This window comes from Hyphomicrobium sp., from assembly GCF_035548195.1.
GTDB lineage: Bacteria > Pseudomonadota > Alphaproteobacteria > Rhizobiales > Hyphomicrobiaceae > Hyphomicrobium_B.
Genome location: NZ_DASZTY010000017.1, coordinates 20343 through 41444 on the forward strand (window position 1 = coordinate 20343; position 21102 = coordinate 41444).

General features: G+C 57.3%; 19 protein-coding genes. 8 read left to right on the plus strand and 11 right to left on the minus strand.

Features of this window, described 5'->3' with window-relative positions; genetic code table 11:
* Positions 1 to 90 precede the first annotated feature (90 nt).
* From VHB22_RS04645 to VHB22_RS04660, 4 genes are all read right to left on the minus strand, one after another.
* The gene (locus VHB22_RS04645) at positions 91 to 450 is read right to left on the minus strand and encodes a hypothetical protein (protein ID WP_325455793.1); all 360 of its coding nucleotides are present in this window, start codon (positions 448 to 450) and stop codon (positions 91 to 93) included.
* A gap of 125 nt (positions 451 to 575) precedes the next feature.
* Positions 576 to 1451 (minus strand): DUF1289 domain-containing protein, encoded by an 876-nt coding sequence (locus VHB22_RS04650; protein ID WP_325455794.1) that lies wholly within the window; start codon positions 1449 to 1451, stop codon positions 576 to 578.
* Between the two features lie 90 nt (positions 1452 to 1541).
* Complete coding sequence (locus VHB22_RS04655) at positions 1542 to 2258, minus strand: CbtA family protein (protein WP_325455795.1); 717 nt, start codon at positions 2256 to 2258, stop codon at positions 1542 to 1544.
* 21 nt (positions 2259 to 2279) lie between these two features.
* The gene (locus tag VHB22_RS04660) at positions 2280 to 2492 is read right to left on the minus strand and encodes a CbtB domain-containing protein (protein ID WP_325455796.1); all 213 of its coding nucleotides are present in this window, start codon (positions 2490 to 2492) and stop codon (positions 2280 to 2282) included.
* Between the two features lie 197 nt (positions 2493 to 2689).
* Here VHB22_RS04660 and VHB22_RS04665 point away from each other — a divergent pair, with 197 nt between their 5' ends.
* A complete protein-coding gene (locus tag VHB22_RS04665; protein WP_325455797.1) occupies positions 2690 to 3250 on the plus strand; it encodes a histidine phosphatase family protein in 561 nt (186 codons plus the stop codon).
* 18 nt (positions 3251 to 3268) lie between these two features.
* Here VHB22_RS04665 and VHB22_RS04670 read toward each other — a convergent pair whose 3' ends face one another.
* From VHB22_RS04670 to VHB22_RS04680, 3 genes are all read right to left on the minus strand, one after another.
* Positions 3269 to 6433 carry a multidrug efflux RND transporter permease subunit gene (locus VHB22_RS04670; protein WP_325455798.1) on the minus strand — a complete coding sequence of 1055 codons (3165 nt, stop codon included), beginning with the start codon at positions 6431 to 6433 and terminating at the stop codon, positions 3269 to 3271.
* Positions 6434 to 7636 carry an efflux RND transporter periplasmic adaptor subunit gene (locus VHB22_RS04675; RefSeq protein ID WP_325455799.1) on the minus strand — a complete coding sequence of 401 codons (1203 nt, stop codon included), beginning with the start codon at positions 7634 to 7636 and terminating at the stop codon, positions 6434 to 6436.
* Between the two features lie 287 nt (positions 7637 to 7923).
* Positions 7924 to 9747 (minus strand): methanol/ethanol family PQQ-dependent dehydrogenase, encoded by a 1824-nt coding sequence (locus VHB22_RS04680; protein ID WP_325455800.1) that lies wholly within the window; start codon positions 9745 to 9747, stop codon positions 7924 to 7926.
* Positions 9748 to 10042: 295 nt separating this feature from the next.
* Between VHB22_RS04680 and VHB22_RS04685 the strand changes: the two genes are divergently transcribed.
* A complete protein-coding gene (locus VHB22_RS04685) occupies positions 10043 to 10387 on the plus strand; it encodes a cupin domain-containing protein (protein WP_325455801.1) in 345 nt (114 codons plus the stop codon).
* Between the two features lie 60 nt (positions 10388 to 10447).
* Here the strand turns inward: VHB22_RS04685 and VHB22_RS04690 are convergent, their stop codons facing one another.
* The 3 genes from VHB22_RS04690 to VHB22_RS04700 form a co-directional block, all read right to left on the minus strand.
* Complete coding sequence (locus VHB22_RS04690) at positions 10448 to 10861, minus strand: VOC family protein (RefSeq protein WP_325455802.1); 414 nt, start codon at positions 10859 to 10861, stop codon at positions 10448 to 10450.
* Positions 10862 to 10952: 91 nt separating this feature from the next.
* A complete protein-coding gene (locus tag VHB22_RS04695; protein WP_325455803.1) occupies positions 10953 to 11153 on the minus strand; it encodes a hypothetical protein in 201 nt (66 codons plus the stop codon).
* Between the two features lie 14 nt (positions 11154 to 11167).
* Complete coding sequence (locus VHB22_RS04700) at positions 11168 to 11374, minus strand: hypothetical protein (protein ID WP_325455804.1); 207 nt, start codon at positions 11372 to 11374, stop codon at positions 11168 to 11170.
* A gap of 306 nt (positions 11375 to 11680) precedes the next feature.
* Here VHB22_RS04700 and VHB22_RS04705 point away from each other — a divergent pair, with 306 nt between their 5' ends.
* From VHB22_RS04705 to VHB22_RS04730, 6 genes are all read left to right on the plus strand, one after another.
* Positions 11681 to 12289, plus strand: a complete 609-nt coding sequence (locus VHB22_RS04705) for an ANTAR domain-containing response regulator (RefSeq protein ID WP_325455805.1) — start codon at positions 11681 to 11683, stop codon at positions 12287 to 12289.
* Positions 12290 to 12291: 2 nt separating this feature from the next.
* Positions 12292 to 13515, plus strand: a complete 1224-nt coding sequence (locus tag VHB22_RS04710) for a CmpA/NrtA family ABC transporter substrate-binding protein (RefSeq protein ID WP_325455806.1) — start codon at positions 12292 to 12294, stop codon at positions 13513 to 13515.
* A 315-nt stretch (positions 13516 to 13830) separates the two neighbouring features.
* A complete protein-coding gene (locus tag VHB22_RS04715) occupies positions 13831 to 15129 on the plus strand; it encodes a nitrate/nitrite transporter (RefSeq protein ID WP_325455807.1) in 1299 nt (432 codons plus the stop codon).
* Positions 15130 to 15148: 19 nt separating this feature from the next.
* Entirely contained in the window at positions 15149 to 17599 is a 2451-nt protein-coding gene (gene nirB / locus VHB22_RS04720) for a nitrite reductase large subunit NirB (protein ID WP_325455808.1), read from the plus strand.
* A gap of 5 nt (positions 17600 to 17604) precedes the next feature.
* A complete protein-coding gene (gene nirD, locus VHB22_RS04725) occupies positions 17605 to 17934 on the plus strand; it encodes a nitrite reductase small subunit NirD (RefSeq protein WP_325455809.1) in 330 nt (109 codons plus the stop codon).
* A 5-nt stretch (positions 17935 to 17939) separates the two neighbouring features.
* On the plus strand, positions 17940 to 20600 hold the full coding sequence (locus tag VHB22_RS04730; RefSeq protein WP_325455810.1) for a molybdopterin-dependent oxidoreductase: 2661 nt from the start codon (positions 17940 to 17942) through the stop codon (positions 20598 to 20600).
* A 58-nt stretch (positions 20601 to 20658) separates the two neighbouring features.
* Here VHB22_RS04730 and VHB22_RS04735 read toward each other — a convergent pair whose 3' ends face one another.
* Complete coding sequence (locus VHB22_RS04735; protein WP_325455811.1) at positions 20659 to 20904, minus strand: hypothetical protein; 246 nt, start codon at positions 20902 to 20904, stop codon at positions 20659 to 20661.
* Positions 20905 to 21102 lie beyond the last annotated feature (198 nt).

Consider the following 21102-nt stretch of genomic DNA (forward strand, 5'->3'; position numbering starts at 1 on the left):
CTGTGGCACAAACTATTCCCTAACCGTTCATCATGTTCTCAACCGAGTAGGCGGCCAACGCGCCCCTCGCCGCTGGTCTCGTGGACTTGTCTAAGGCGTTGTTCCCGGAGGGGGAGGATTGGCAGCGGGCGCCGATCCTTCGCGGACCTCACACAACGTCGGCGTATCGAGGGAGGTCCGGTTCATGAATGCCCAATTTGCGAATGCGATATAACAGACGGCAACGGACTGCTTGTTCTGCAATGTGACCACGACCGTATCCGTCTTCACGGACTCGGTGGCGCGCTTTGCAACTTCCAGCGGCACCAGCGTAACGGCTTTCACCTCGTAGTCTTTTGCGAGGAGTGCGGTAAACGACGATTGCTGCGGTTGCTGATCTTGTGCTGAGGCGGTGGCGGCTATCAAACCCAGGGCTGCGAAGGACAGGATTCCGAGACCAGCGCTGCGCATTCGATCCTCTCTTTTGTTCAGGATGAGGCCCGCTCACGTGCCTACTACGGCTACAAGATAGCCTCAAGAATGAACGTGGTGGAATTTGTGGGAACTGGGGACAAGATGGGATCAATTCCGGCGAATCAGGCCGAGCCGGCTTTCGGATAAAATATTGCGACGGGAAGCGCGAATTCCGGCAATGTCAGGCTCGCCGGGATTTCTTCGCCTGATTTCAGATATTCGGGAAGAAAGTGCGTATGTGCGCCGGACGGCGATTGGGTGCCCGGCAAAGGAATTGGGGTAAAAACTTCTATGCGCGCGGCGGCCGATTCAACAACGCGATTGGGCCCCATCGATAAGAGTTGAACTCCGATTTCCGGCATAACCTGGGACCAATGCTTGCCGGTTTGTGCGGCTACGCTTTTGCTGAGTGCTTCGTTGTCGGTTCGTATGCAAAATCGGCTACTTTTCCGCCCGATTCCGAAATCAAAAAGCTGGTCTTCTCTGTGTTCATCGTCGATTGCATCAGCGTCAGGGCCGAGCGATTCAACGACGGTGTTCGAAGTTACACTGGCCCGCGCCTTCGGAAGGCCAAGAACGATCGGACCATCTTCGCCGAACGCAAATGCGCGAACCTTATCGCTAACGCGCAGGCGAAACGATGCATCGAAAGCTCTGGCAATGATGGTTTCGCGAGAGGTTTCCGTCTCAATCTTACGATCAGATGTGCATGGAAATTCCGCTACGGCGCCCGGCGAGCCAGTGACCCACGTACCCAGCCTGTCGGCTATCGTTCTCTTTGTCCATTCGACGAGCTCGGCCTGCGTCAACGGTAACAGCCGGACATTGATCGAAAGATCGGCCAAGCGTTTCGGCAGTTTCGCCCAGACTTCGTCGCGCTGACTTTCTGTCATCGAAATCCAATCGCCGATTTCGCTGCGGCTGCGGCCACAGCCGATGCAAAAACCTGTGGCTTCATCGACTTGGCAGATGCCGACGCAGGGCGAGTGGCGTGTCACTTATGACAGACCCTTTTCGATGCGGATTTGTTGGATGATCGCAGCATATCGGGCCGCCAAAACCAGCGGCCCGAGTGTGATGAAAGCAGTTCAGGCCGTCTGTGCCGACTGGCTTCTCTCCGTCAACGCGCCAAAGGCAAGGCCGATGGTCGTCCATAGGATGGCCTGAATTCCGAGTGAGGCAACGCGGAAATTCCACAACAGATCCGCAGGGAATGTTGCCGGAACTTCGTTGATCGGCGGCAGCATGAACGCCGCAATTCCGACCAAGACGAGATAGGCCAGAGCGCCTGCTATGGTCGCGTTCCAGGCACCAAGTTTTACTGCCAGTTGACGTCCGAAGGCGATTGCGATCGCCAGTGCAGCCGCCGAAAACACGATCATTGTGAAATAGAGCTGCGTTCGGTATCCGATCGTATCCGGAGCCCCGACAGCAGGCGGGTTCGCCGGATATTTGAGGTTCGGTACGACATAGAAGACGAGGAAGCCCAGTCCCGCGATGACGATGGCCGTCGTCCGCGGCGAAAGCTGCAGCAACCGGCCATTGATGAAGGCGAATGCAAGAGCGAATAGGCCGCCGAGCGCCGTCCCGTAAACGGCAATGCCGGTCGCCAAACCGATGCCTGCCTGAACGGGTCGGCTCACAAGCTCAGGTTCTTCGGCCTCGCCGGGTTCGGCGTGGTGGTGGCTTTCTTCGAAACCGATGGCACGGTCAACCTGCGGTTCGCCTGCGATCTTTGCAAAGCCGAACGCCAACACTGCAGCAAGAAGCCCGGCAAGCATGCCGCGCAAAAGCAATTGTCCCATTTTATCACTTTCTCCGAGGCGTCAGTGGCAAGGGAAGCCGAGCAGGTGACGGCCGTCATGGACGAATTCGTGCACGTACATTCCGTTGAAGATTGCCATAGCGCCCTCTTCGACGCCGATGAAATACATCGCGAGAAGGAACAGCAGCCCTGCGAAGATCGCCCAGGGAAGAATTTCGCGTACTGGAATGGGGGTTGCCACGGTGCCGTGGCCGATTGCAGAGTAAGACGTCATTTGGAGCCTCCTTGGGATTTCGCGTCCCGTTCAAGCTGTGCGGCGATCACAAGAGGGTCTGACTTTCGGCAGTTGCCAGGGCAAATGGCCGATCACAGTGGCGCGACCGTCCCGGAGTTTCACCGGTTTCCTGCCCGTGATGTGCGCCCGCCACCATAGGTTGGCGGGGATATTTGTCAATGTGAAGCAATAGACCCATGTCATCACGCCTCACTCTGATCTCACACGCGTCGACCGCCGCCGTCCGCGCTTCGGCTTTCCCTCTCGATGAAGGTATCGAGGAACCCGGCCGAAGTGCTGCGGCCGCTCTTGCCGGGAGGTTTTCATCGCTCGGGTTGGTCTGGAGCAGCCCGGCAAAGCGGGCGCTCGAAACCTCGGCTGCTCTTAACCTCGATGTCAAGATAGATTCCCTGCTTCGGGATATGGATCTGGGGCGCTGGGCGGGCAGAACCTTCAATGATGTCGAAGCAACAGAACCCAACGAAATGCTGCAATGGATTTCCGATCCTGCGTCGACCCCACATGGCGGAGAATCCGTCGAGATGCTTTTGGCGCGCGTGCGGAGCTGGCTGGAGGCGCCCGAACGGCTTCGAGGCAGAAACGCCGCTGTTACGCATCCGGCGGTGATACGTGCTGCGATTGTCGTCGCAATCGAGGGTAATCCGGCCTCGTTTTGGCGAATCGACATCGCGCCGCTCAGCATTGTCGAACTGAGCTCGAACGGGAGACGCTGGACGTTGAAGACGATCACAACCTGATGGCCTTCCGGTCTAAAATTATCGTCGCCGAACCGTTTTTTCGCTGACGGCCTTGCTCGACAGGGAGCGGGACGGTTCTCCGTGGTCGGGCTCGTGGCTGAAGCTTGCGGTCCAGTTCGCCAAACGATCGAGGTAGAGGTAGACGACCGGGGTCGTGAAGAGTGTCAGCAATTGACTGACCGCGAGGCCTCCAACCATCGCATAGCCAAGCGGCTGTCGGATTTCGGCGCCAGTCCCCGTGCCGAGCATCAACGGCACGCCGCCGAGCAGAGCTGCGAGCGTGGTCATCAGGATCGGTCGGAATCGCAACAGCGAAGCTTTCCGGATCGACTCCTCCGGCGTCAGATGCTCGGTGCGCTCGGCCTGAATCGCGAAATCGACGAGCATGATACCGTTTTTCTTGACGATGCCGATTAGCAAAATCACGCCGATCATCGCGACAAGGCTAAAATCGTAGCCGAATAGCATTAAGGCCGCGAGTGCGCCGGCGCCTGCCGACGGCAGCGTCGAAAGGATCGTCAGGGGATGAATGTAGCTCTCATACAAAATGCCAAGGACCAAATAGACGACGAACAATGCAGCTCCAATCAGCAGCGGTATCGTCGTGAGCGATTGTTGAAAAGCTTGTGCGTTTCCTTGGAACGCCGTTTGCAGCGATGCGGGCATACGCAGTTCTCGTTCGGCGGCATTGATCGCGTTGGTTGCCGTCCCGAGCGAAACACCCGGCGCCAGATTGAAGCTGATCGTTACCGCCGGGAACTGCCCCTGGTGGCTGATCGAGAGTGGCTCGGTTTCGCGCGTCGACCAGCTTGCAAACGTTGCAAGGGGGACAAGACCGCCGGTCGTCGGCGAGCGGATATAAATTTTGTTGAGGCTATCCGGGTCGCTTTGAACCGACGGCGTCGCCTCCATAATGACGTGATAGCTGTTTTGCTGCGTGAAATATTGCGCGATCTGCCGTTGGCCGAAGGCGTCATACAACGTGTCGTCGATCGCTTGCGGGGTGAGGCCGTAACGCGATGCCTGATCGCGGTTGATGTCGACCGTCAGCGTTGTTCCCGCAGCCTGCTGATCGCTTGCAACATCGCGCAGCTCGGGCAACGTCTTTAGTTTGTCGAGGAGTCTCGGCGCCCAGGTGTTCAATTCGCGCGAGTCGGCATCTTGCAACGTGTATTGGAATTGCGTTCGACTCGTGTGGCCGCCGACTCGGATGTCTTGTGCGGCTTGTAAGAAGAGTTTGGCGCCTTCGACCTTTGCAAGCTTGGGCTGGAGTCTTCGAATGACCTGAAATGCGGAGACGTCGCGTTCTGATCTCGGTTTCAGGGTTATGTACATGCGGCCGTTGTTGAGCGCCGCAGTCGCGCCTCCGGCTCCGATCGCCATGGCGATGGTTGCGACCGCTGGGTCGGATGCAACGATTTTGCCGAGTTCCTCCTGCTTCTCCATCATCGCGGGAAAGGAAATATCCTGCGCTGCTTCGGAAATGCCGGTGATCAGGCCGGTGTCCTGTTGCGGGAAAAATCCTTTAGGGATGGTGATGAACAAATACGCCGTTGCTGCAACGGTTGCGAAGAAGACCATCAGCGTCGCAAACTGGTGGCGGATCACGAAATCCAAACCCCGGCTGTAACGATTGATGAGCGCTTCGAACATACGCTCGCTCCAAAGATAGAGCCTGTTGTGCTGGACCTCCTTTTCGCTTTTCAAAAAGCGTGACGCCATCATGGGCGTCAACGTCAGTGCTACGAATGCGGATACTGCAATCGTCATTGTGACGGTGACCGCGAATTCGCGGAACAAACGGCCGATGATGCCGCTCATGAGCAGCAACGGGATGAAGACGGCGATGAGCGAAATGCTTATCGAAATGACGGTGAAGCCAATTTCGCCTGCGCCCTTCAGTGCTGCGATATACGGTTTTTCGCCGTTCTCTACATGACGGACTATGTTCTCAAGCACGACGATGGCGTCGTCGACGACGAATCCGACAGATATCGTCAGGGCCATTAGAGATATATTGTCGAGGCTATACCCCATTATGTACATCAGTGTGCAAGCGCTGAAGAGGGCTAGAGGCACAGTAACGCTTGGAATGATCGTCGCCCAAAGGCTTCGCAGAAAGACGAAGATAACTGTTACGACGAGCGCCACAGAAATGAGAAGCGTCGTTTCGACATCTTCGATAGATGCGCGGATTGTTTGCGTCCGATCGCTCAAGAGCTCGACTTTGAGCGCTTTCGGCATGGCCGCTCTGAGGCGCGGCAGCTCGGCCTTGATCCGATCGACTGTCTCAATGACATTGGCGCCCGGCTGCTTGAAGACGACCAGAAAGATGCCGCGTTTGCCGTTTGCCCATGCGGCTTTCTTCGTATCCTCGGGGCCAGGAACAGCTTTGCCTATATCGCGGACGCGGATTGGTGATCCATTTCGATAGGCGACGATAATGTCATCCCACGATTTTGCATCAGTCAGCTGATCGTTAGCATAAATCGTGTACCCGCGATTTTTGCTGTCAATCGAACCCTTCGGACTGTTGACCGTCGTTATGGAAAGGGGCGTGCGGACGTCTTCTAGTGTCAAATCGCGTGCGTAGAGTTTGGCGGGATCGAGTTGAATTCGGATTGCGGGTTTCTGCTCGCCGCCAATCGACACCTGACCGACACCGCTGATCTGGCTGATCTGCTGTGCAAGCTTGGTGTCGGCGTTGTCGTCGACCTCGGTCAAGGGCATCGCATCGGACGTCGCCGAAAGAATCATGATCGGGCTGTCGGCTGGATTGACCTTTCGATAGGTGGGGGGTTGCGGCAGATTTTTAGGGAGCTGGCCGCCGGCGGCGTTGATTGCTGCCTGGATGTCGTTCGCCGCGCCGTCAATGTCACGATCGAGGTCGAATTGGACGACGACCGTCGTGACGCCCAATCCGCTTGTTGATGTGGTTTCAGTGACGCCGGGAATTTGTGCGAATTGGCGCTCAAGCGGCTGAGCCACGTTGGAGGCCATCGTCTCCGGGCTTGCGCCGGGGAGGCTAGCCGAAACGCGAATGGTGGGAAAGTCAATCTGCGGCAGCGGTGCAACCGGCAGGTTCATGAACGAAGCGATGCCGACGAACAAAATGCCGACCATGATCAGCGATGTCGCGATCGGATAGCGGATAAACGGACCTGAAATGCCGCCGGTCGGCATCTACTCTACCTCCGGCAGATGCGATTTTCCGTCCAACGCTGTTGTTGGTCCGTGTTTTTTCGGCTGTTCCTTTTCGGCCCCTTTCGGCAAATCCACGATAGAACCTGGTGCGAGGCGATAATAGCCGGACGTCACGACACGTTCGCCGGGTTTGACGCCACTCTCTATGACTGCCTGGCCGCCCTGAATTTGAGCGACCTTAAGATCGCGCTGTTCTATCTTGTCTCCAGCGTCAACGACATAGGCGAAGAGCTTGCCTGGGCCACGCTGGACAGCGGCGTCGGGAATGACGACCACATTCTTCAGGGTCGTGATTAAAAGACGGGTCGAGACCGAAAGACCCGGCCAAAGTATTTTATCTTCATTGGCGAACTTGGCCTTCAATTTAATGGAGCCGGTGGTCATGTCGACGTGGTTGTTGACCAGGGATAGCTCGCCCTTGCCAAGAATGCGTTTGCCGTCGGAGGTTGATGCCGTGACCTGCAAAGGACCACCTTTCAATTCGTCGAGAATCCTCGGTAGTTCCTCCTCCGGCTCGGTAAAGATCACGGCGATCGGTTGAATCTCCGCGATCGTCGCGACGCCGCCCGTATCTCCGGCGTGAATGATGTTACCTTGATCGACGAGGCGAAAGCCGATCCGTCCCGATAGGGGTGCACGTATCGTCGTGTAGCCAAGTTGAACGCGGGCGTTATCGATAACGCCTGCATCTGCTCTAGTGAGTGCCTCCTGTTGTGCTACGAGTGATCGTTGAGTGTCGATCTGTTGCTGTGTCGTCGCGAGCGTGCCGGCTTTCTCGAAACGCTGCAAATCCCGTTTCATGTTGGCGAGATTGGCTTCGTCTTGCGCTTTTTTGGCCGTTGCCTGATCGAGGGCCGCCTGGAACGGTCGTGGGTCGATCTGGATCAGCAAATCGCCTTGCTTCACGAATTGACCCTCGTCGAAAGCAATTTTAATGATCTCTCCGTCTACGCGTGACCGAACCGTGACCGTATTCCACGCCTGTACATCACCAAGGCTCTCTAGATAGATCGGAAAATCTTTCCTCTCTGCGACGGCAACGGTTGCGGGTATTTTGTTCTCATGCCTGGCCGTGGACTTTTCTTGGCCGCTCTCGTACGTTCGATAAGCCAAGATCCCTCCGCCAGCGACAGCGGCCAGAAATGCAAACCATACGAATTTCTTGATGCGGGATTTCGGCACGATTTCACTATCGATCGAAGCGCTAACGGTCGAAAGCCGTCGAAGAAAAGACTGTAAACGTCGTTGAGAAGTTGCATCCGTCGAAATGACAGGGGCGCCCGTTCCAGCGGACTATTTACCAATCGGACTTTGCCACGATTTTCTAAATGAATTCAGAGCGTATTCGTCGAAGGGAAGATTGCGTTAAACCGTCGAAATGACGCTAGGATGCGAGTGAGCCAGCAGTGCGCAAGAAAAGGCGCGGGATGAACCCGCGCCGAAGGTGGAATGCTTTTCTTAGGGCGTCTTTAGGGCAACGACCATACGGTGAGGGAACCGCCAAGGTTTGTGTAATTTGCCAGCGAAGCATAACCGCCCACTGCGCCGAGGCCGTCCGTTGGATTCGTTAGCCCCGCCGCTAGGCCGATCCCAGCCCAGCCGCCAACGCCAGAATACACGCCGATGTATTGTTTGCCTTTGTGCTCATAGGTGAACACGTTTCCGATTACGCCGGACGGTGTTTTGTACTTGTAGAGTTCCTTTCCGTCTTTCTGATCGACGCATTTGAAATAGCCTTCGAGCGTGCCGTAACAGGCGATGCCGCCAGCGGTGGTCAAAGCGCCGGACCATACCGAGAATTCCTCGGGCTTTGACCAAACGATCTTACCCTTGCTTGCGTCCCAGGCGATGAAGTTGCCCATGTGCCCTTCCTGACCTTTCGGAGGGTACATCGACAGCGTTGCTCCGACGTACGGCTGACCTGCTGTATAGGAGACCTTGAAGGGCTCGTAGTCCATGCAGACGTGGTTCGTCGGTACATAGAAGAGCCCTGTTTGCGGCGAATACGAAGCAGGCTGCTGATCTTTCGATCCAAGCGCGGCGGGACAGACGTCTTTGGTGTTGTTGTCCTGGCCATTCTTGAACGTCGACTTGGCGGCAACGCGCACGGGGCGGCCATAGTTTTCGCTCTTTGGATCGAGATCGATGGATGTGGCCCAATTGACGACCGGATCGAATTTGTCCGCAACGAGCGGAATGCCGGTCTTTCTGTCTAGCGTGTAGCCGAAGCCATTCCGGTCAAAGTGAACGAGGACGTTATGCTTCTGGCCTTTGATGGTCATGTTGTCGGCGAGGATCATTTCGTTGATGCCGTCGTAGTCCCACTCGTCGAACGGCGTCATCTGATAAGCCCACGCTGCCATGCCCGTATCGGGATTGCGGGCGAAGATCGTCATCGTCCATTTCTGATCGATCGGTTTCCCGTCGGGACCCGCACGCTGCACTGGGTTCCAGGTTCCAGGATTCGCGGTGCCATAGTAGATCAGGTTCAGATCGGGATCGTAAGAGTACCAGCCCCACGTCGATCCGCCGCCGGTCTTCCATTGATCGCCGTTCCACGTCTTGAGCGAGCTGTCCTTGCCAATCGGCTTTCCCAGAGACATCGTTTTTTCGGGATCGATCAACAGATCCTTGTCCGGTCCGGTTGACCAGGCTCGCCAAGCCAGCTTGCCGTCTGAAATATTGTACGCTGTCAGACGTCCACGAATGCCGTACTCGGCGCCCGAGATCCCGACGATGACTTTATCTTTGACAACCAGAGGAGCGCTGGTTCCCGTTTCACCTTTCTTGGGGTCCCCGTTGACGACTTTCCATTTCTCTTTGCCGGTTTTGGCGTCGAGCGCGACGAGTGTCGTGTCCGCCTGATAAAGGAAGATGGTTCCGTCGGCATATTGCACACCGCGATTGACGGTGTCACAGCACATCACTGGGACGACGGACGGATCCTGTTTCGGCGTATATTTCCAGACGATCTTCTGGTCGTGGTCGAGGTCGAGGGCATAGACGATGTTTGGAAAAGGCGTGTGGATGTACATCATATTGCCGATGACGAGGGGCGAACCTTCGTGGCCTCGGAGCACGCCGGTCGAAAAACTCCATGCCGTTCGTAGTGAGCCGACGTTCTTTGTGTTGATTTGATCGAGTTTAGAGTAGCGGTGATTGCTGTAGTCTCCCTGCTGCATTGCCCAATTGCTGGGATTTTTCGTCGCTTCGAAGACGCTTTCGTTGGCGAATGCCGGGCCTGCCAATAGGGTGCCAAGTCCGATGCCGTATATTGCTACGCTTATTCGCATTTTGGGTGCTCCTTGAGCGTGCCACGTCTGCCTGCGCCCGGCCTACGCTTGTGGAGGATGAAATCCCAATTATTTTTGTGAATGTTCCGCATCAGTAATAATCATGGAACTCCGTTTCATTTTGATGGTTGTTGTCAGATTGCATTGGAATTGCATTCGAAGGTTTTGGATCAACGTGTATTCGCTCGATTGTTCCGTCCATTGCGGATTTGATTTCCGCCAAGCTTCGCTTTCGGCTTGATCGCACTGTCAAGGTGCGTTTGGAACGTGCGTGCACGGGCTTGGAGTTAGGTTCGTGAAGCGCATCGACGTCAGTTATCGGAAAGGCTTTCACGTTATTGTGCAGAACGGCCGATCACAGGCCGCCTCGATGGTCCTCGACGGCGGCGCGCAGACGGGTGGTCCGGAAAACCGCCACAGGGGCGCGGATCAGTGGCTCTATGTCGTGAGCGGGCAGGGTCAAGCAATCGTCAACGGTCATAGCTACGAGCTTGAAACGGACTCTCTCCTGTTGATCGAGAAAGGCGACACACACGAGATTCGCAATACGGGGTCAAAACCGATGAAGACCCTGAATTTCTATGTGCCGCCTGCGTACGACGCAGAAGGAGATGAATTGCCCGCCGGACAGAAAGATTGATAGCTGGTAATTTCTTTCGGGCGCATTTGCCTGCAATTTTTTGTGTCGCGCCGTTCTCAGCTACTGCGTTTTTGTGTGCTTCTCGCCGTATTTCATTCCCTCAAGTTTCAACCCGTCCGGGTCCAGGAAAAACACAGCGTAGTAGTCGTCGTAATACTCGTCTGCCGGGTCTACAATCGTGATCTTTTTCCCTTTGAGATAGTCTTGCAGTGCATCGACGTCCTTCCGGCTGCGCAATTCGAATGCGTAGTGATGCAGGCCAACGTCGCCTATGCGGTGTTTATGTTTGCGACCGTTCTCGTCGGCTTGTCCAATCCAGTAGCGTGTCTTGCCGTTGGTCCAGCCGATTGAGTCGGAATACTCGTCGAGAACCTCAAAGCCAAGAAATTCAAAAAGGCCGCTATAAAACGTCTTCGATTTTTCGAAATCGCTGACGCGGATAGAGATGTGGTCGATGCCTACGACTCTGGACATGACAAGTTCCGATACATGAATTCCATTCGCTTTTCGATGGCAAACTTGCTCGGGCCTTTCCTGTTCCAGCGCGAAGGCATCGCAGAGGCATTCAATCGCCCCGTTTATCCGCTTGCTCGACAAGTCCGTTCAGGTACTCGCGCAGCGAAAAATATTCCTGATCGATTGCACTCAGTGCGGCGCGCACGTCGCGATCCTGCCGATCGATACTTGCGGTGTGGAGCCTTGCTGCGGCGCCTCGCATGGAGACAAGCCCCTTCATGACGCGGGACGCGATTTTGTCCGTATCCATCACATCCTCCCGTATCACGATGACCGCTTATGGGCTGCGTTATGCAGCTCCGTCAGGAAGTAGTTCATGCGCTGCATCTCGGTGCCGATGGTATCGATTGCCAATCGGACATCGGCGGGTGCGGCTTCTTCGGCGTTGATCAGGTGTAGCCGGCGAAACTCGATGGCGATGGTCGTTAAGCCGCTTTCCAAGCGGCGGATGATGTTTTGATCGATCTGCATGATGTGCCCCGCATATGGTCTCGTGAAAGGCGAGCCTTCTCGTGCCGGAATTTGGCGAGAGGGCGGCTGGGATCAATCACGTTCGGTTTCGATTTATGGCCGGCGGCATTCATACGCGGTTCATAACGTGAGAGCGTCGGAATCCGTTGCTGCTCGTTTGGTGTGCAACGGCCGCGGGGCGAAGCGCCACGCAATACGCTGGTCAAAATACGTGCAGATGTAGTACGCGTCTCCGCTGCACACGATTCCCAGGACATATTTTGTGCTGCTGAATGATCGACATCAAATCAGCCCATGAGATTTCGGATGCCCGGAGCGCCGGCGGCCCTTTCCATCCTGATCATTGACGAAAACCGTATCCGCGCTTCGGTTATCGAGGCGGGTTTGCGAGACGCGGGCTATGCCGATCTTACGATCGTTCATGATGTGATTGGCATTGCCAGGAAGATTGAGAACATCGATCCCGACGTCATCGTTATCGATCTCGAAAATCCCAACCGCGACATGCTCGAAAATATGTTTCAGCTCTCGCGTGCCGTGAAGCGGCCCATAGCGATGTTCGTTGATAGGTCGGATCAGGCTGCTATCGAGGCTGCCGTCGATGCTGGCGTCTCCGCCTACGTGGTGGATGGCTTGAAGCAGGAGCGGGTTAAACCGATCCTCGATATGGCGATCAGCCGTTTCAATGCGTTTTCGCGTATGACGCGCGAATTGGAAGAGGCGCGCTCGGAACTCGAAAATCGTAAGCTCGTGGATCGGGCAAAGGGCATTCTTATGACGACGCGGGGTCTTTCGGAAGCGGACGCTTATGCCTTGATGCGCAAGGCCGCCATGAACCAGAACCGTAAGATTTCAGAAATTGCCCAAAGTCTGATTACGGCTGCTGGGCTGCTTGCGCCACCGGAGGGTGACTGATCATGGCAAGCGAATATCAGATCACCGCCGGGTTTATGCCGCTTCTGGATAGCGCGGTGCTCGTTACTGCCAAAGAGAAGGGCTTTGCCGAAGCGGAAGGCGTAGCGCTGACGCTTGTCCGCGAGACGTCGTGGGCGAATATTCGCGACCGGCTGGCTGTTTCGCATTTTCAAGTCGCGCACATGCTGGCGCCAATGCCGGTTGCCTGCAATCTCGGACTGACGCCGCTGACCGTCCCGACAATCGCGCCGATGGCACTTGGGCTTGGTGGCAATGCCGTTACGGTTTCGAATGCTTTGTGGGCGCTGATGGCGGATTACGGTGCAATGCCGGATTTCGATCCGATGACGTCGGGGTCGGCTCTCAAGAAGATCGCTATTGATCGCGGCGCGAAATCTGAGAGGCCGCTGCGGTTCGCGGTCGTGCATCCTTATTCCGGGCATAACTATGAACTGCGGTATTGGCTCGCCGCCTGCGGGCTGGACTTCGCACGAGATGTCGAGATCGTCATTGTTCCGCCGCCGTTGATGGTCGATGCACTGGCGAGTGGCACGATCGACGGGTATTGCGTCGGCGAACCATGGAACACGGCCGCTGTCCTTAAGGGATACGGGCGAATTGCAACGCTTAAAGCTGCAATCTGGCGGTCGAGTCCGGAGAAAGTTTTGGGAGTGGGTGCGCTGTGGGCGGAAGAAAATCCGGATGCGCTGGCCGCGTTATTGAGGTCACTCTGTCGATCGGCGCAATGGTGTCAGGGGCCCGAAAATCGTAGTGAACTTGCTCAACTTCTGTCGAAGCCGGGATACGTGGGCCAGTCTGCCGATTGGATGCTGCCGGCGCTTGACGGCCGATTGCCCAGTGGTGCAGGCGAGACGCGCGCGGTCGCCGATTTCTTTGTTCCATTCGCCAAGGCCGCGACATTCCCGTGGAAGAGCCATGCGCTGTGGTTCTATTCGCAGATGGTGCGTTGGGGTCAGGTGGCGCATACGTCCGAGCATGCCACGATCGCGCGAGAGACGTACCGTCCCGATCTTTATCGCGCGGCGCTGAAGCCTCTTGGCGTGGCATTGCCGGTCGCCAATGCGAAAGTCGAAGGGGCGCTGAAGTTCGCGACCCCAGTGGGATCGGCAGGTGCAAGCCTAACGCTTGGCCCTGATGGTTTCTTCGACGGCGGCTTGTTCGATCCTGATCGTCTCGACGCGTATATCGATCGGCAAAAAGATTAGCCGCCTCCGTACCCTGCTAAGAAGTTGCAGTGCACAATTTTTGCGCGGATGTTTTCGGAAATTGCCGAATGTTTGGACTTCCGAGCGGTCGGACCGATTCGCCACTTGCTACGTAACCGTATGAAATATCGGAGAAATATATAGCTCCGCAAGGTGGCATAGTTCCTGCTCTATAGAAATCGATAGCGCCCAACGGTGGGTGCGAAGGCAAAGCTGCCGATCAAGTCATCGTGCCTGCGGGCGCGACGGCTTGGCCGGCAGCTTTTTTGTTTTGCTCGATCGCGATGCCGTTCGAGCGCTGCACGGGAGCACTTGATGCGGAGAGACGAAACAACCGGCCTTGTGAAATCGGATGCGCAGCGGCGTGCGCTTTGGATGTCCACTATCGCGTTCACTGTCTGCTTTGCGGTTTGGACGATCTTCGCGATCATTGGCATCCGGATCAAAGATCAGCTTGGTCTCGGCGAAGCGGAATTCGGTCTGCTCGCCGGCACGCCTATCCTTACCGGCTCATTGTCGCGAATTTTCCTTGGCATTTGGACGGATCGGTACGGTGGCCGCTTGGTTTTCACGCTCAACATGCTCGCTGCAAGCGTAGCGACGGTCCTCCTTGTCTTCGCGCACACCTATTCGGAGATGCTGCTTGCGGCGCTCGGAGTTGGCTTGGCGGGCGGATCGTTCGCGGTTGGGATTGCCTACGTCTCGCGCTTTTTTTCGATAGATCGTCAGGGCACTGCGCTCGGAATCTTTGGCGCAGGCAACGTCGGCGCTGCGGTGACGAAGTTTGTTGCGCCGTTCGTCCTCGTTGCGTGGGGTTGGCATGCCGTGGCTCTTACCTGGGCGGCCGCTCTGGCCGTTATGGCGGTCGTCTTCTGGTTCACAACGACCGATGACCCGGCGCTTGTCGCGCGTCGTGCAACGGGCGCCGCGCCGAAAGCCGTTTGGCTCGAATTGTCGCCGCTCAAGGATGCACGGGTCTGGCGCTTCGCATTCTATTACTTCTTTGCGTTCGGGGCATTCGTGGCACTGGCGCTGTGGCTGCCGCGATATCTGATCGGCGTCTACGGATTCAATATCGAGACGGCGGGAATGATGGGCGCCGCATATTCGATCCCAGCAAGTGTTTTCCGTGCTTACGGTGGCGTGCTTTCGGATCGCGTCGGTCCTCGCGCCGTCATGTACTGGTGCTTTGCCGTGTCGGCGGTCGCGACGCTTATCCTATCAATTCCGCCGACGGATTATGTGATGCATGGAATGCACGGCGGGATCGCATTTCATTTTGAAATCCGGCCGGTGGTGTTCGTCGGCATCATCTTCGTGCTCGGCTTTTTCATGAGTCTCGGCAAGGCCGCCATCTACAAGCACATTGCCTCCTACTATCCAGAGAACGTTGGCTCCGTCGGCGGGCTCGTCGGCATGATCGGCGGGCTCGGCGGCTTCGTGCTGCCTATCGCATTCGGCCTGCTCAACGATCTTACCGGACTCTGGTCGAGCTGCTTCATGCTGCTTTTCGTAATCGTAATGGCATTGTTTGCGTGGATGCATTTTGCAATCCGGCGCATGGAGCGGCGACGTCCGCAGCCTTCGATGTCTTTCAGCTATGCGGCGGAATAAAACGAAAATGGGCCAACTTATGAAGCAAAGACTTGTGATCGTCGGAAACGGAATGGCGCCCGGCCGAATGCTTGAGCATCTGCTCGATGCCGCACCCGGACGCTATGATGTGACGATTTTCAATGCCGAACCGCGGGTCAACTATGACCGCATCATGCTCTCGCCGGTTCTGACGGGCGAAAAAGAGTTCGAGCAGATCATCATCCACGGCGACGGATGGTACATCAAGAACGGCATTACCCTTTACAAAGGGCACAAGATCACGGCGATCGATCGCGTCGCGAAAACGGTGACATCCGATCACGGAGTGGTGGAGCCTTACGATAAGCTCGTTATCGCGACAGGTTCGGTGCCGCTCATTCTGCCGGTGCCCGGCAATAATCTCGCAGGCGTATTGTCATTTCGCGACCTCGACGACGTCAACGCCATGATGCTGGCGGCGCAATCACGCTCGAAGGCGGTCGTGATCGGTGGGGGATTGCTGGGCCTTGAGGCGGCTGCGGGACTTAAGATGCAGGAGATGGACGTTACCGTCCTGCATTTGATGCCGACGCTAATGGAGCGGCAACTCGACCCCGCTGCGGGATATCTGCTGCAGAAGTCCATAGAAGACCGAGGGATCAAGGTCATTACCAAGGCGGTGACGAAGGCGATCCTCGGCGAGCGCAAGGTCGAGGGCGTCGAACTGGCGGACGGTCGTATCATACCGGCGACGCTGGTCGTCATGGCGGCGGGTATCCGGCCGAATATCGGTCTGGCGAAAGACGCCGGGCTTGATGTCAACCGGGGCATTCTGGCCGGTAAGGGTATGCAGACATCGGACCCGGATATCCTCGCCGTCGGGGAGTGTGCGGAAGTCGCGGGGCAAGTTTACGGTCTCGTTGCGCCGCTTTACGAGATGGCGCGCGTCGCGGCGGCGAAGCTTGCAGGCGATGACAACGCCGAGTTCGTGCATAGCGATACGCCGACGAAGCTTAAGGTCACCGGCATCGACCTCTTTTCGCTCGGTGATTTCGCGGACGGCGACGATCGCCAGGAGATCGTGCTGCGCGATGCTTCTGCGGGCGTCTACAAGCGGCTCGTCCTTAAAGACGATCGCATCATCGGAACGGTCCTCTTCGGCGACACAGCCGATGGCGCGTGGTTCAACGATCTGAAAAAGAAGCAAACCGACATTTCGGAGATGCGTGAGACGCTGATTTTCGGCCAGGCCTACCAAGGAGGAACCCCCTTGGACCCTACGGCGGCCGTTGCAGCCTTGCCAGATGACGCGGAAATCTGCGGCTGCAACGGCGTCTGCAAAGGCAAGATCGTCGGAGAGATACGAGCGAAGGGGCTGACCTCGCTCGACGATGTGCGCGCCCATACGAAGGCGTCGGCATCTTGCGGTTCGTGCACGGGCCTCGTCGAGCAGCTTATGACGCTGACGCTTGGCGATGCATACAACCCGGCGGCAGTGCAGCCGATGTGCGGATGCACGTCGCTTGGCCACGACGATGTTCGCCGTCTCATCAAGGCGAAGTCCTTGAAGTCGATCAACGCCGTCATGCAGGAGCTTGAGTGGAAGACATCGTGCGGCTGTGCAAAATGCCGTCCCGCGCTCAACTATTACCTCGTTTGTGACTGGCCCGGCGAATACGCGGATGATTATCAGTCGCGGTTCATCAACGAGCGAGCGCATGCCAACATTCAGAAAGACGGGACCTATTCGGTCGTGCCGCGCATGTGGGGCGGTGTGACGAGCGCGAAGGAACTTCGAGCAATCGCCGACGTCGTCGACAAGTTCAACATTCCGACGGTGAAGGTGACAGGCGGCCAGCGGATCGACATGCTCGGCATCAAGAAAGAGGATTTGCCTGCGGTCTGGGCCGATCTCGGCAAAGCGGGCTTCGTTTCTGGGCACGCCTACGCCAAAGGGCTGCGCACCGTGAAGACGTGCGTCGGCACAGACTGGTGCCGGTTCGGAACGCAGGACTCGACGGGACTTGGCATTCGCATCGAAAAGTTCATGTGGGGATCATGGACTCCGGCCAAGGTCAAGATGGCCGTATCGGGCTGTCCGCGGAACTGTGCGGAAGCGACGTGCAAGGATGTCGGCGTGATCTGCGTCGATTCAGGTTTTGAGATTCATTTTGCCGGTGCGGCTGGGCTCGACATTAAGGGAACGGAGGTGCTCGGTCTCGTCAAGACGGAGGATGAAGCGCTCGAAGTGATTGTCGCGCTCGTGCAAATGTATCGTGAGCAGGCGCGCTATCTCGAACGCATCTACAAGTGGACGAAGCGCATCGGCATTCCTGAAATTCGCCGGCAAGTCCTCGACGACGCCGAAAAGCGCAAAGGCTACTTCGACCGCTTCGTCTATTCTCAGAAATTCGCGCAAGTCGATCCATGGTCAGAGCGCGTCTCCGGTCTCCATAAGCACGAGTTCCGGCCGCTGGCGACGGTCGGCATGGCGGAAGCGGCGGAGTGAGCGTCATGAAATGGGTCGAGATAGGCAGCGCTTCGGACATTCCCCAACGCGGCGCCAGATGCATCGAAACACCGGAGGGCAAGATCGCGGTGTTTCGTACCGCCGACAATCGCATCTTCGCGATCGAGGACCATTGTCCGCATCGCGGCGGGCCGTTGAGTCAGGGCATTGTGCATGGCGCTGCCGTAACGTGTCCGCTTCACAACTGGGTCATCTCGCTCGAAACGGGAAAAGCTCTGGGCGCGGACGAAGGCGCGGTTCGCACGCTCGAAGTGAAAGCGGAGGGGGATAAGCTTTTCCTCGCCATTAAAGCTGCGGCGAGCCGGGCGGCTTGAAACGCATGGGTGAGCCGCCGGAAATCAAGACGACCTGCCCATATTGCGGCGTCGGCTGCGGCGTGCTCGCCAAGGTCGGTGAGAACGGAGATGTGTCGGTTCGCGGCGACCCGGAGCATCCAGCGAACTTCGGGCGGCTGTGCTCCAAAGGTTCGGCGCTTGCCGAAACGGTGGGGCTGGAGGACCGGCTGCTTTATCCCGAAATCTATGGGCAACGTGCGCGCTGGGACGACGCGCTGGATCTCGTCGCTTCCCGGTTTTCAGAGACGATCGCCGAGCATGGCCCCGATTCCGTCGCGTTCTATGTGTCGGGCCAGATGCTGACCGAGGATTATTACGTCGCCAACAAGCTGATGAAGGGGTTCATCGGCTCAGCCAACATCGACACCAACTCTCGGCTGTGCATGGCCTCGTCCGTTGCGGGTCATAAGCGAGCGTTTGGTTCGGACACCGTGCCCGGATGTTACGAGGATCTTGAACTCGCTGATCTCATCGTGCTCGTGGGCTCGAATCTCGCTTGGTGCCATCCTGTGCTTTATCAACGGATCGTCGCGGCCAAAGAGAAACGGCCGGAAATGAAGATCGTGCTGATCGATCCGCGGCGCACGATAACGGCCGATATTGCGGACATCCATCTTCCGATCAAACCTGACGGCGATGTGGCGCTATTTTTAGGTGTGTTTAGATATATCGTTCAGACTGGTGCTGCGGACGATGATTACGTTGCCCGGTACACTGTAGGTTTCGACGCGGCTGTTCGGGCGGTACGGGATCTCGATGATTTCGCGCTCGTGCAGCAGACCGGTCTTGATACGCCTACGCTCGCGGCTTTTTTTTCGCTGTTCGCTCGTACCGAAAGGGTGGTGACCGTTTACAGTCAAGGCGTGAACCAGTCTGCAAGCGGTACGGATAAGGTCAATGCGATCATCAATTGTCATCTCGCTACAGGGCGGATCGGCAGGCCGGGAACGGGGCCGTTTTCGGTCACGGGGCAGCCCAATGCGATGGGCGGCCGGGAAGTCGGAGGTCTAGCAAACACGCTCGCGGCGCATATGGAGCTTAGCGATGCGGGACATCGGCGGCGCGTCCAGAATTTTTGGCGGTCGCCCAGAATTGCTGAAAAGCCTGGGCTCAAAGCGGTCGATCTCTTTCGCGCGGTCGGAGACGGGAAGGTCAAGGCGCTGTGGATCATGGCGACGAACCCTGTCGTTTCGATGCCGGAGGCGGGCGGGGTCGAGGAAGCTATTCGAAATTGTCCGTTTGTCGTCGTCTCCGACGTCGTAGCGGAAACGGATACGTTGCGACACGCCCATGTAAAGCTTCCCGCGACCGGTTGGGGCGAAAAGGACGGTACCGTCACAAATTCGGAGCGGCGCATCTCCCGGCAGCGGCCATTTCTGCCCCCTCCCGGCGAGGCGCGGGCCGATTGGTGGGCACTGGCGGAAGTCGGCAAGCGGATGGGTTTTGCCGAGGCTTTCGCGTATCGCGGGCCGCCGGACATTTTTGCCGAACATGCGGCGCTTTCAGCGTTCGAAAACGACGGCGCGCGCGATTTCGACATCGGCCGCTACCTCGCGATCTCAGCACGGGAATTCGACCGGCTCGCACCATTTCAATGGCCGCATTCTTCAAGTGCAGGGTCGAAAAGGCGATTATTCGCCGATGGGAAATTTTTCACGAAGGATGGAAAAGCCCGCATTGTTCCGGTGCATTTGAATGCAGGCACGCGATCTTCGGCCGATTTTCCGCTGACGCTGAATACCGGACGCATCCGGGACCATTGGCACACGATGACGCGTTCCGGCAGGAGCCAGCGTCTCTCACAGCATCTCGCCGAGCCCTACGTCGAAATTCATCCCGAGGACGCGGCGCGCTACACCATCAGAGACGCCGATCTTGTGCGTGTTTCAACGGGATTGGGTGCCGTTCTTGTCCGTGCACTTCCGTCCGTTCGGCAGCGCCCAGGCTCTATCTTCGTACCGATGCATTGGTCCGATCAGTTCGCATCAAAGGCGCGGGTCGATGCTTTGGTGCCGGCCGTAACGGATGCCGTATCGGGACAACCAGCTTCGAAAAACGTGGCAGCGCGGGTTGAGCGCTTCGTTGCGGCTCGGTATGGCTTCGCTGTTCTAAAGAGGAAGCCGGCCCGTATCGACGCCGAGTATTGGGCACTTGCGAAATGCAATGGCGGCTGGCGCATGGAGCTTGCGTTCGCAGCCGATCGCAGCGATTGGTCTGAAACCGCCAGGGCCTTGTTCCAAGTTTCGGAATCGGCGGAGATGATCGCCTATTGCGACGAGTGCGCCAACCTTCACCGTTTTGCCTGTTATGAGTCGGATAGGCTCGCCGGAGCGTTATTCCTCGGCCCGGGGCCGGTGGCTGTTTCGCGCGATTGGGCTGTTCAACAGCTTACTGCGACGCACGCCGATCGCCGAGCGCGGTTCGCGATCATAGCGGGACGGCCGGGCAATGGCGTTGCCGACAAAGGTGCCATCGTCTGTTCGTGCTTCGCAGTCGGGAGCAATGAAATTGCAGCCGCTATCGCCCGCGGTTGCAGCTCGGTTGCGGCCGTCGGCGAGGCTATTCAGGCGGGCACCAACTGCGGGTCCTGTCGAGCGGAAATTCGTAACATTCTCGATATGCAGAGTAGACAGGCGGCGGAATGATTGACATAGGCGCGGAGCGCGGGAGCGTTTGCGCTCTACGCCTGGTCGCAGAAAAACCCTAGGCTCCGCTTGCGTCTTTGACGCATTTCTTCGTGAAGCTTGTCGCAGCGGCGCCGTGAAGTTTCTTAGCAGTCGCTTCGGCGGTGCACTTCGCCTTTGCGTCCTTCTCGCACTTTGTCATGAAGCTGTTCAGCGCAGCGCCATGAAGTTTTTTGTCCTTGGCTGTGGCGTCGCATGTGGCGTCTGCTGCGAATGCGGCAGTCGACATGAAGAGGCTTACGATCAGGGCAGTCGCGATCCTCATTGTTTTCTCCATCGATGGGCAACCTTGCGATTATATCGGCTCGCTCGGGCAGCGTCTCACGGAAGTTCGTTTAATCAGGATTAACCAACGACTGCTGCTCGACATCGGGAACTGCCGAGCATTGGACGCGTTCCAACGACAACCGGCGAACGGTGCTCCATTGTGCGGAGGCGGAAGCGGTGGAGAAAACTTCTCCCA

Coding starts and splice junctions, on each gene's coding strand:
- VHB22_RS04645 (WP_325455793.1), bottom strand. CDS start 450: ATGCGCAGCGCTGGTCTCGGAATCCTGTCCTTCGCAGCCCTGGGTTTG.
- VHB22_RS04655 (WP_325455795.1), bottom strand. CDS start 2,258: ATGGGACAATTGCTTTTGCGCGGCATGCTTGCCGGGCTTCTTGCTGCA.
- VHB22_RS04660 (WP_325455796.1), bottom strand. CDS start 2,492: ATGACGTCTTACTCTGCAATCGGCCACGGCACCGTGGCAACCCCCATT.
- VHB22_RS04665 (WP_325455797.1), top strand. CDS start 2,690: ATGTCATCACGCCTCACTCTGATCTCACACGCGTCGACCGCCGCCGTC.
- VHB22_RS04670 (WP_325455798.1), bottom strand. CDS start 6,433: ATGCCGACCGGCGGCATTTCAGGTCCGTTTATCCGCTATCCGATCGCG.
- VHB22_RS04680 (WP_325455800.1), bottom strand. CDS start 9,747: ATGCGAATAAGCGTAGCAATATACGGCATCGGACTTGGCACCCTATTG.
- VHB22_RS04690 (WP_325455802.1), bottom strand. CDS start 10,861: ATGTCCAGAGTCGTAGGCATCGACCACATCTCTATCCGCGTCAGCGAT.
- VHB22_RS04695 (WP_325455803.1), bottom strand. CDS start 11,153: ATGGATACGGACAAAATCGCGTCCCGCGTCATGAAGGGGCTTGTCTCC.
- VHB22_RS04700 (WP_325455804.1), bottom strand. CDS start 11,374: ATGCAGATCGATCAAAACATCATCCGCCGCTTGGAAAGCGGCTTAACG.
- VHB22_RS04705 (WP_325455805.1), top strand. CDS start 11,681: ATGCCCGGAGCGCCGGCGGCCCTTTCCATCCTGATCATTGACGAAAAC.
- VHB22_RS04710 (WP_325455806.1), top strand. CDS start 12,292: ATGGCAAGCGAATATCAGATCACCGCCGGGTTTATGCCGCTTCTGGAT.
- VHB22_RS04715 (WP_325455807.1), top strand. CDS start 13,831: ATGCGGAGAGACGAAACAACCGGCCTTGTGAAATCGGATGCGCAGCGG.
- nirB (WP_325455808.1), top strand. CDS start 15,149: ATGAAGCAAAGACTTGTGATCGTCGGAAACGGAATGGCGCCCGGCCGA.
- nirD (WP_325455809.1), top strand. CDS start 17,605: ATGAAATGGGTCGAGATAGGCAGCGCTTCGGACATTCCCCAACGCGGC.
- VHB22_RS04730 (WP_325455810.1), top strand. CDS start 17,940: ATGGGTGAGCCGCCGGAAATCAAGACGACCTGCCCATATTGCGGCGTC.
- VHB22_RS04735 (WP_325455811.1), bottom strand. CDS start 20,904: ATGAGGATCGCGACTGCCCTGATCGTAAGCCTCTTCATGTCGACTGCC.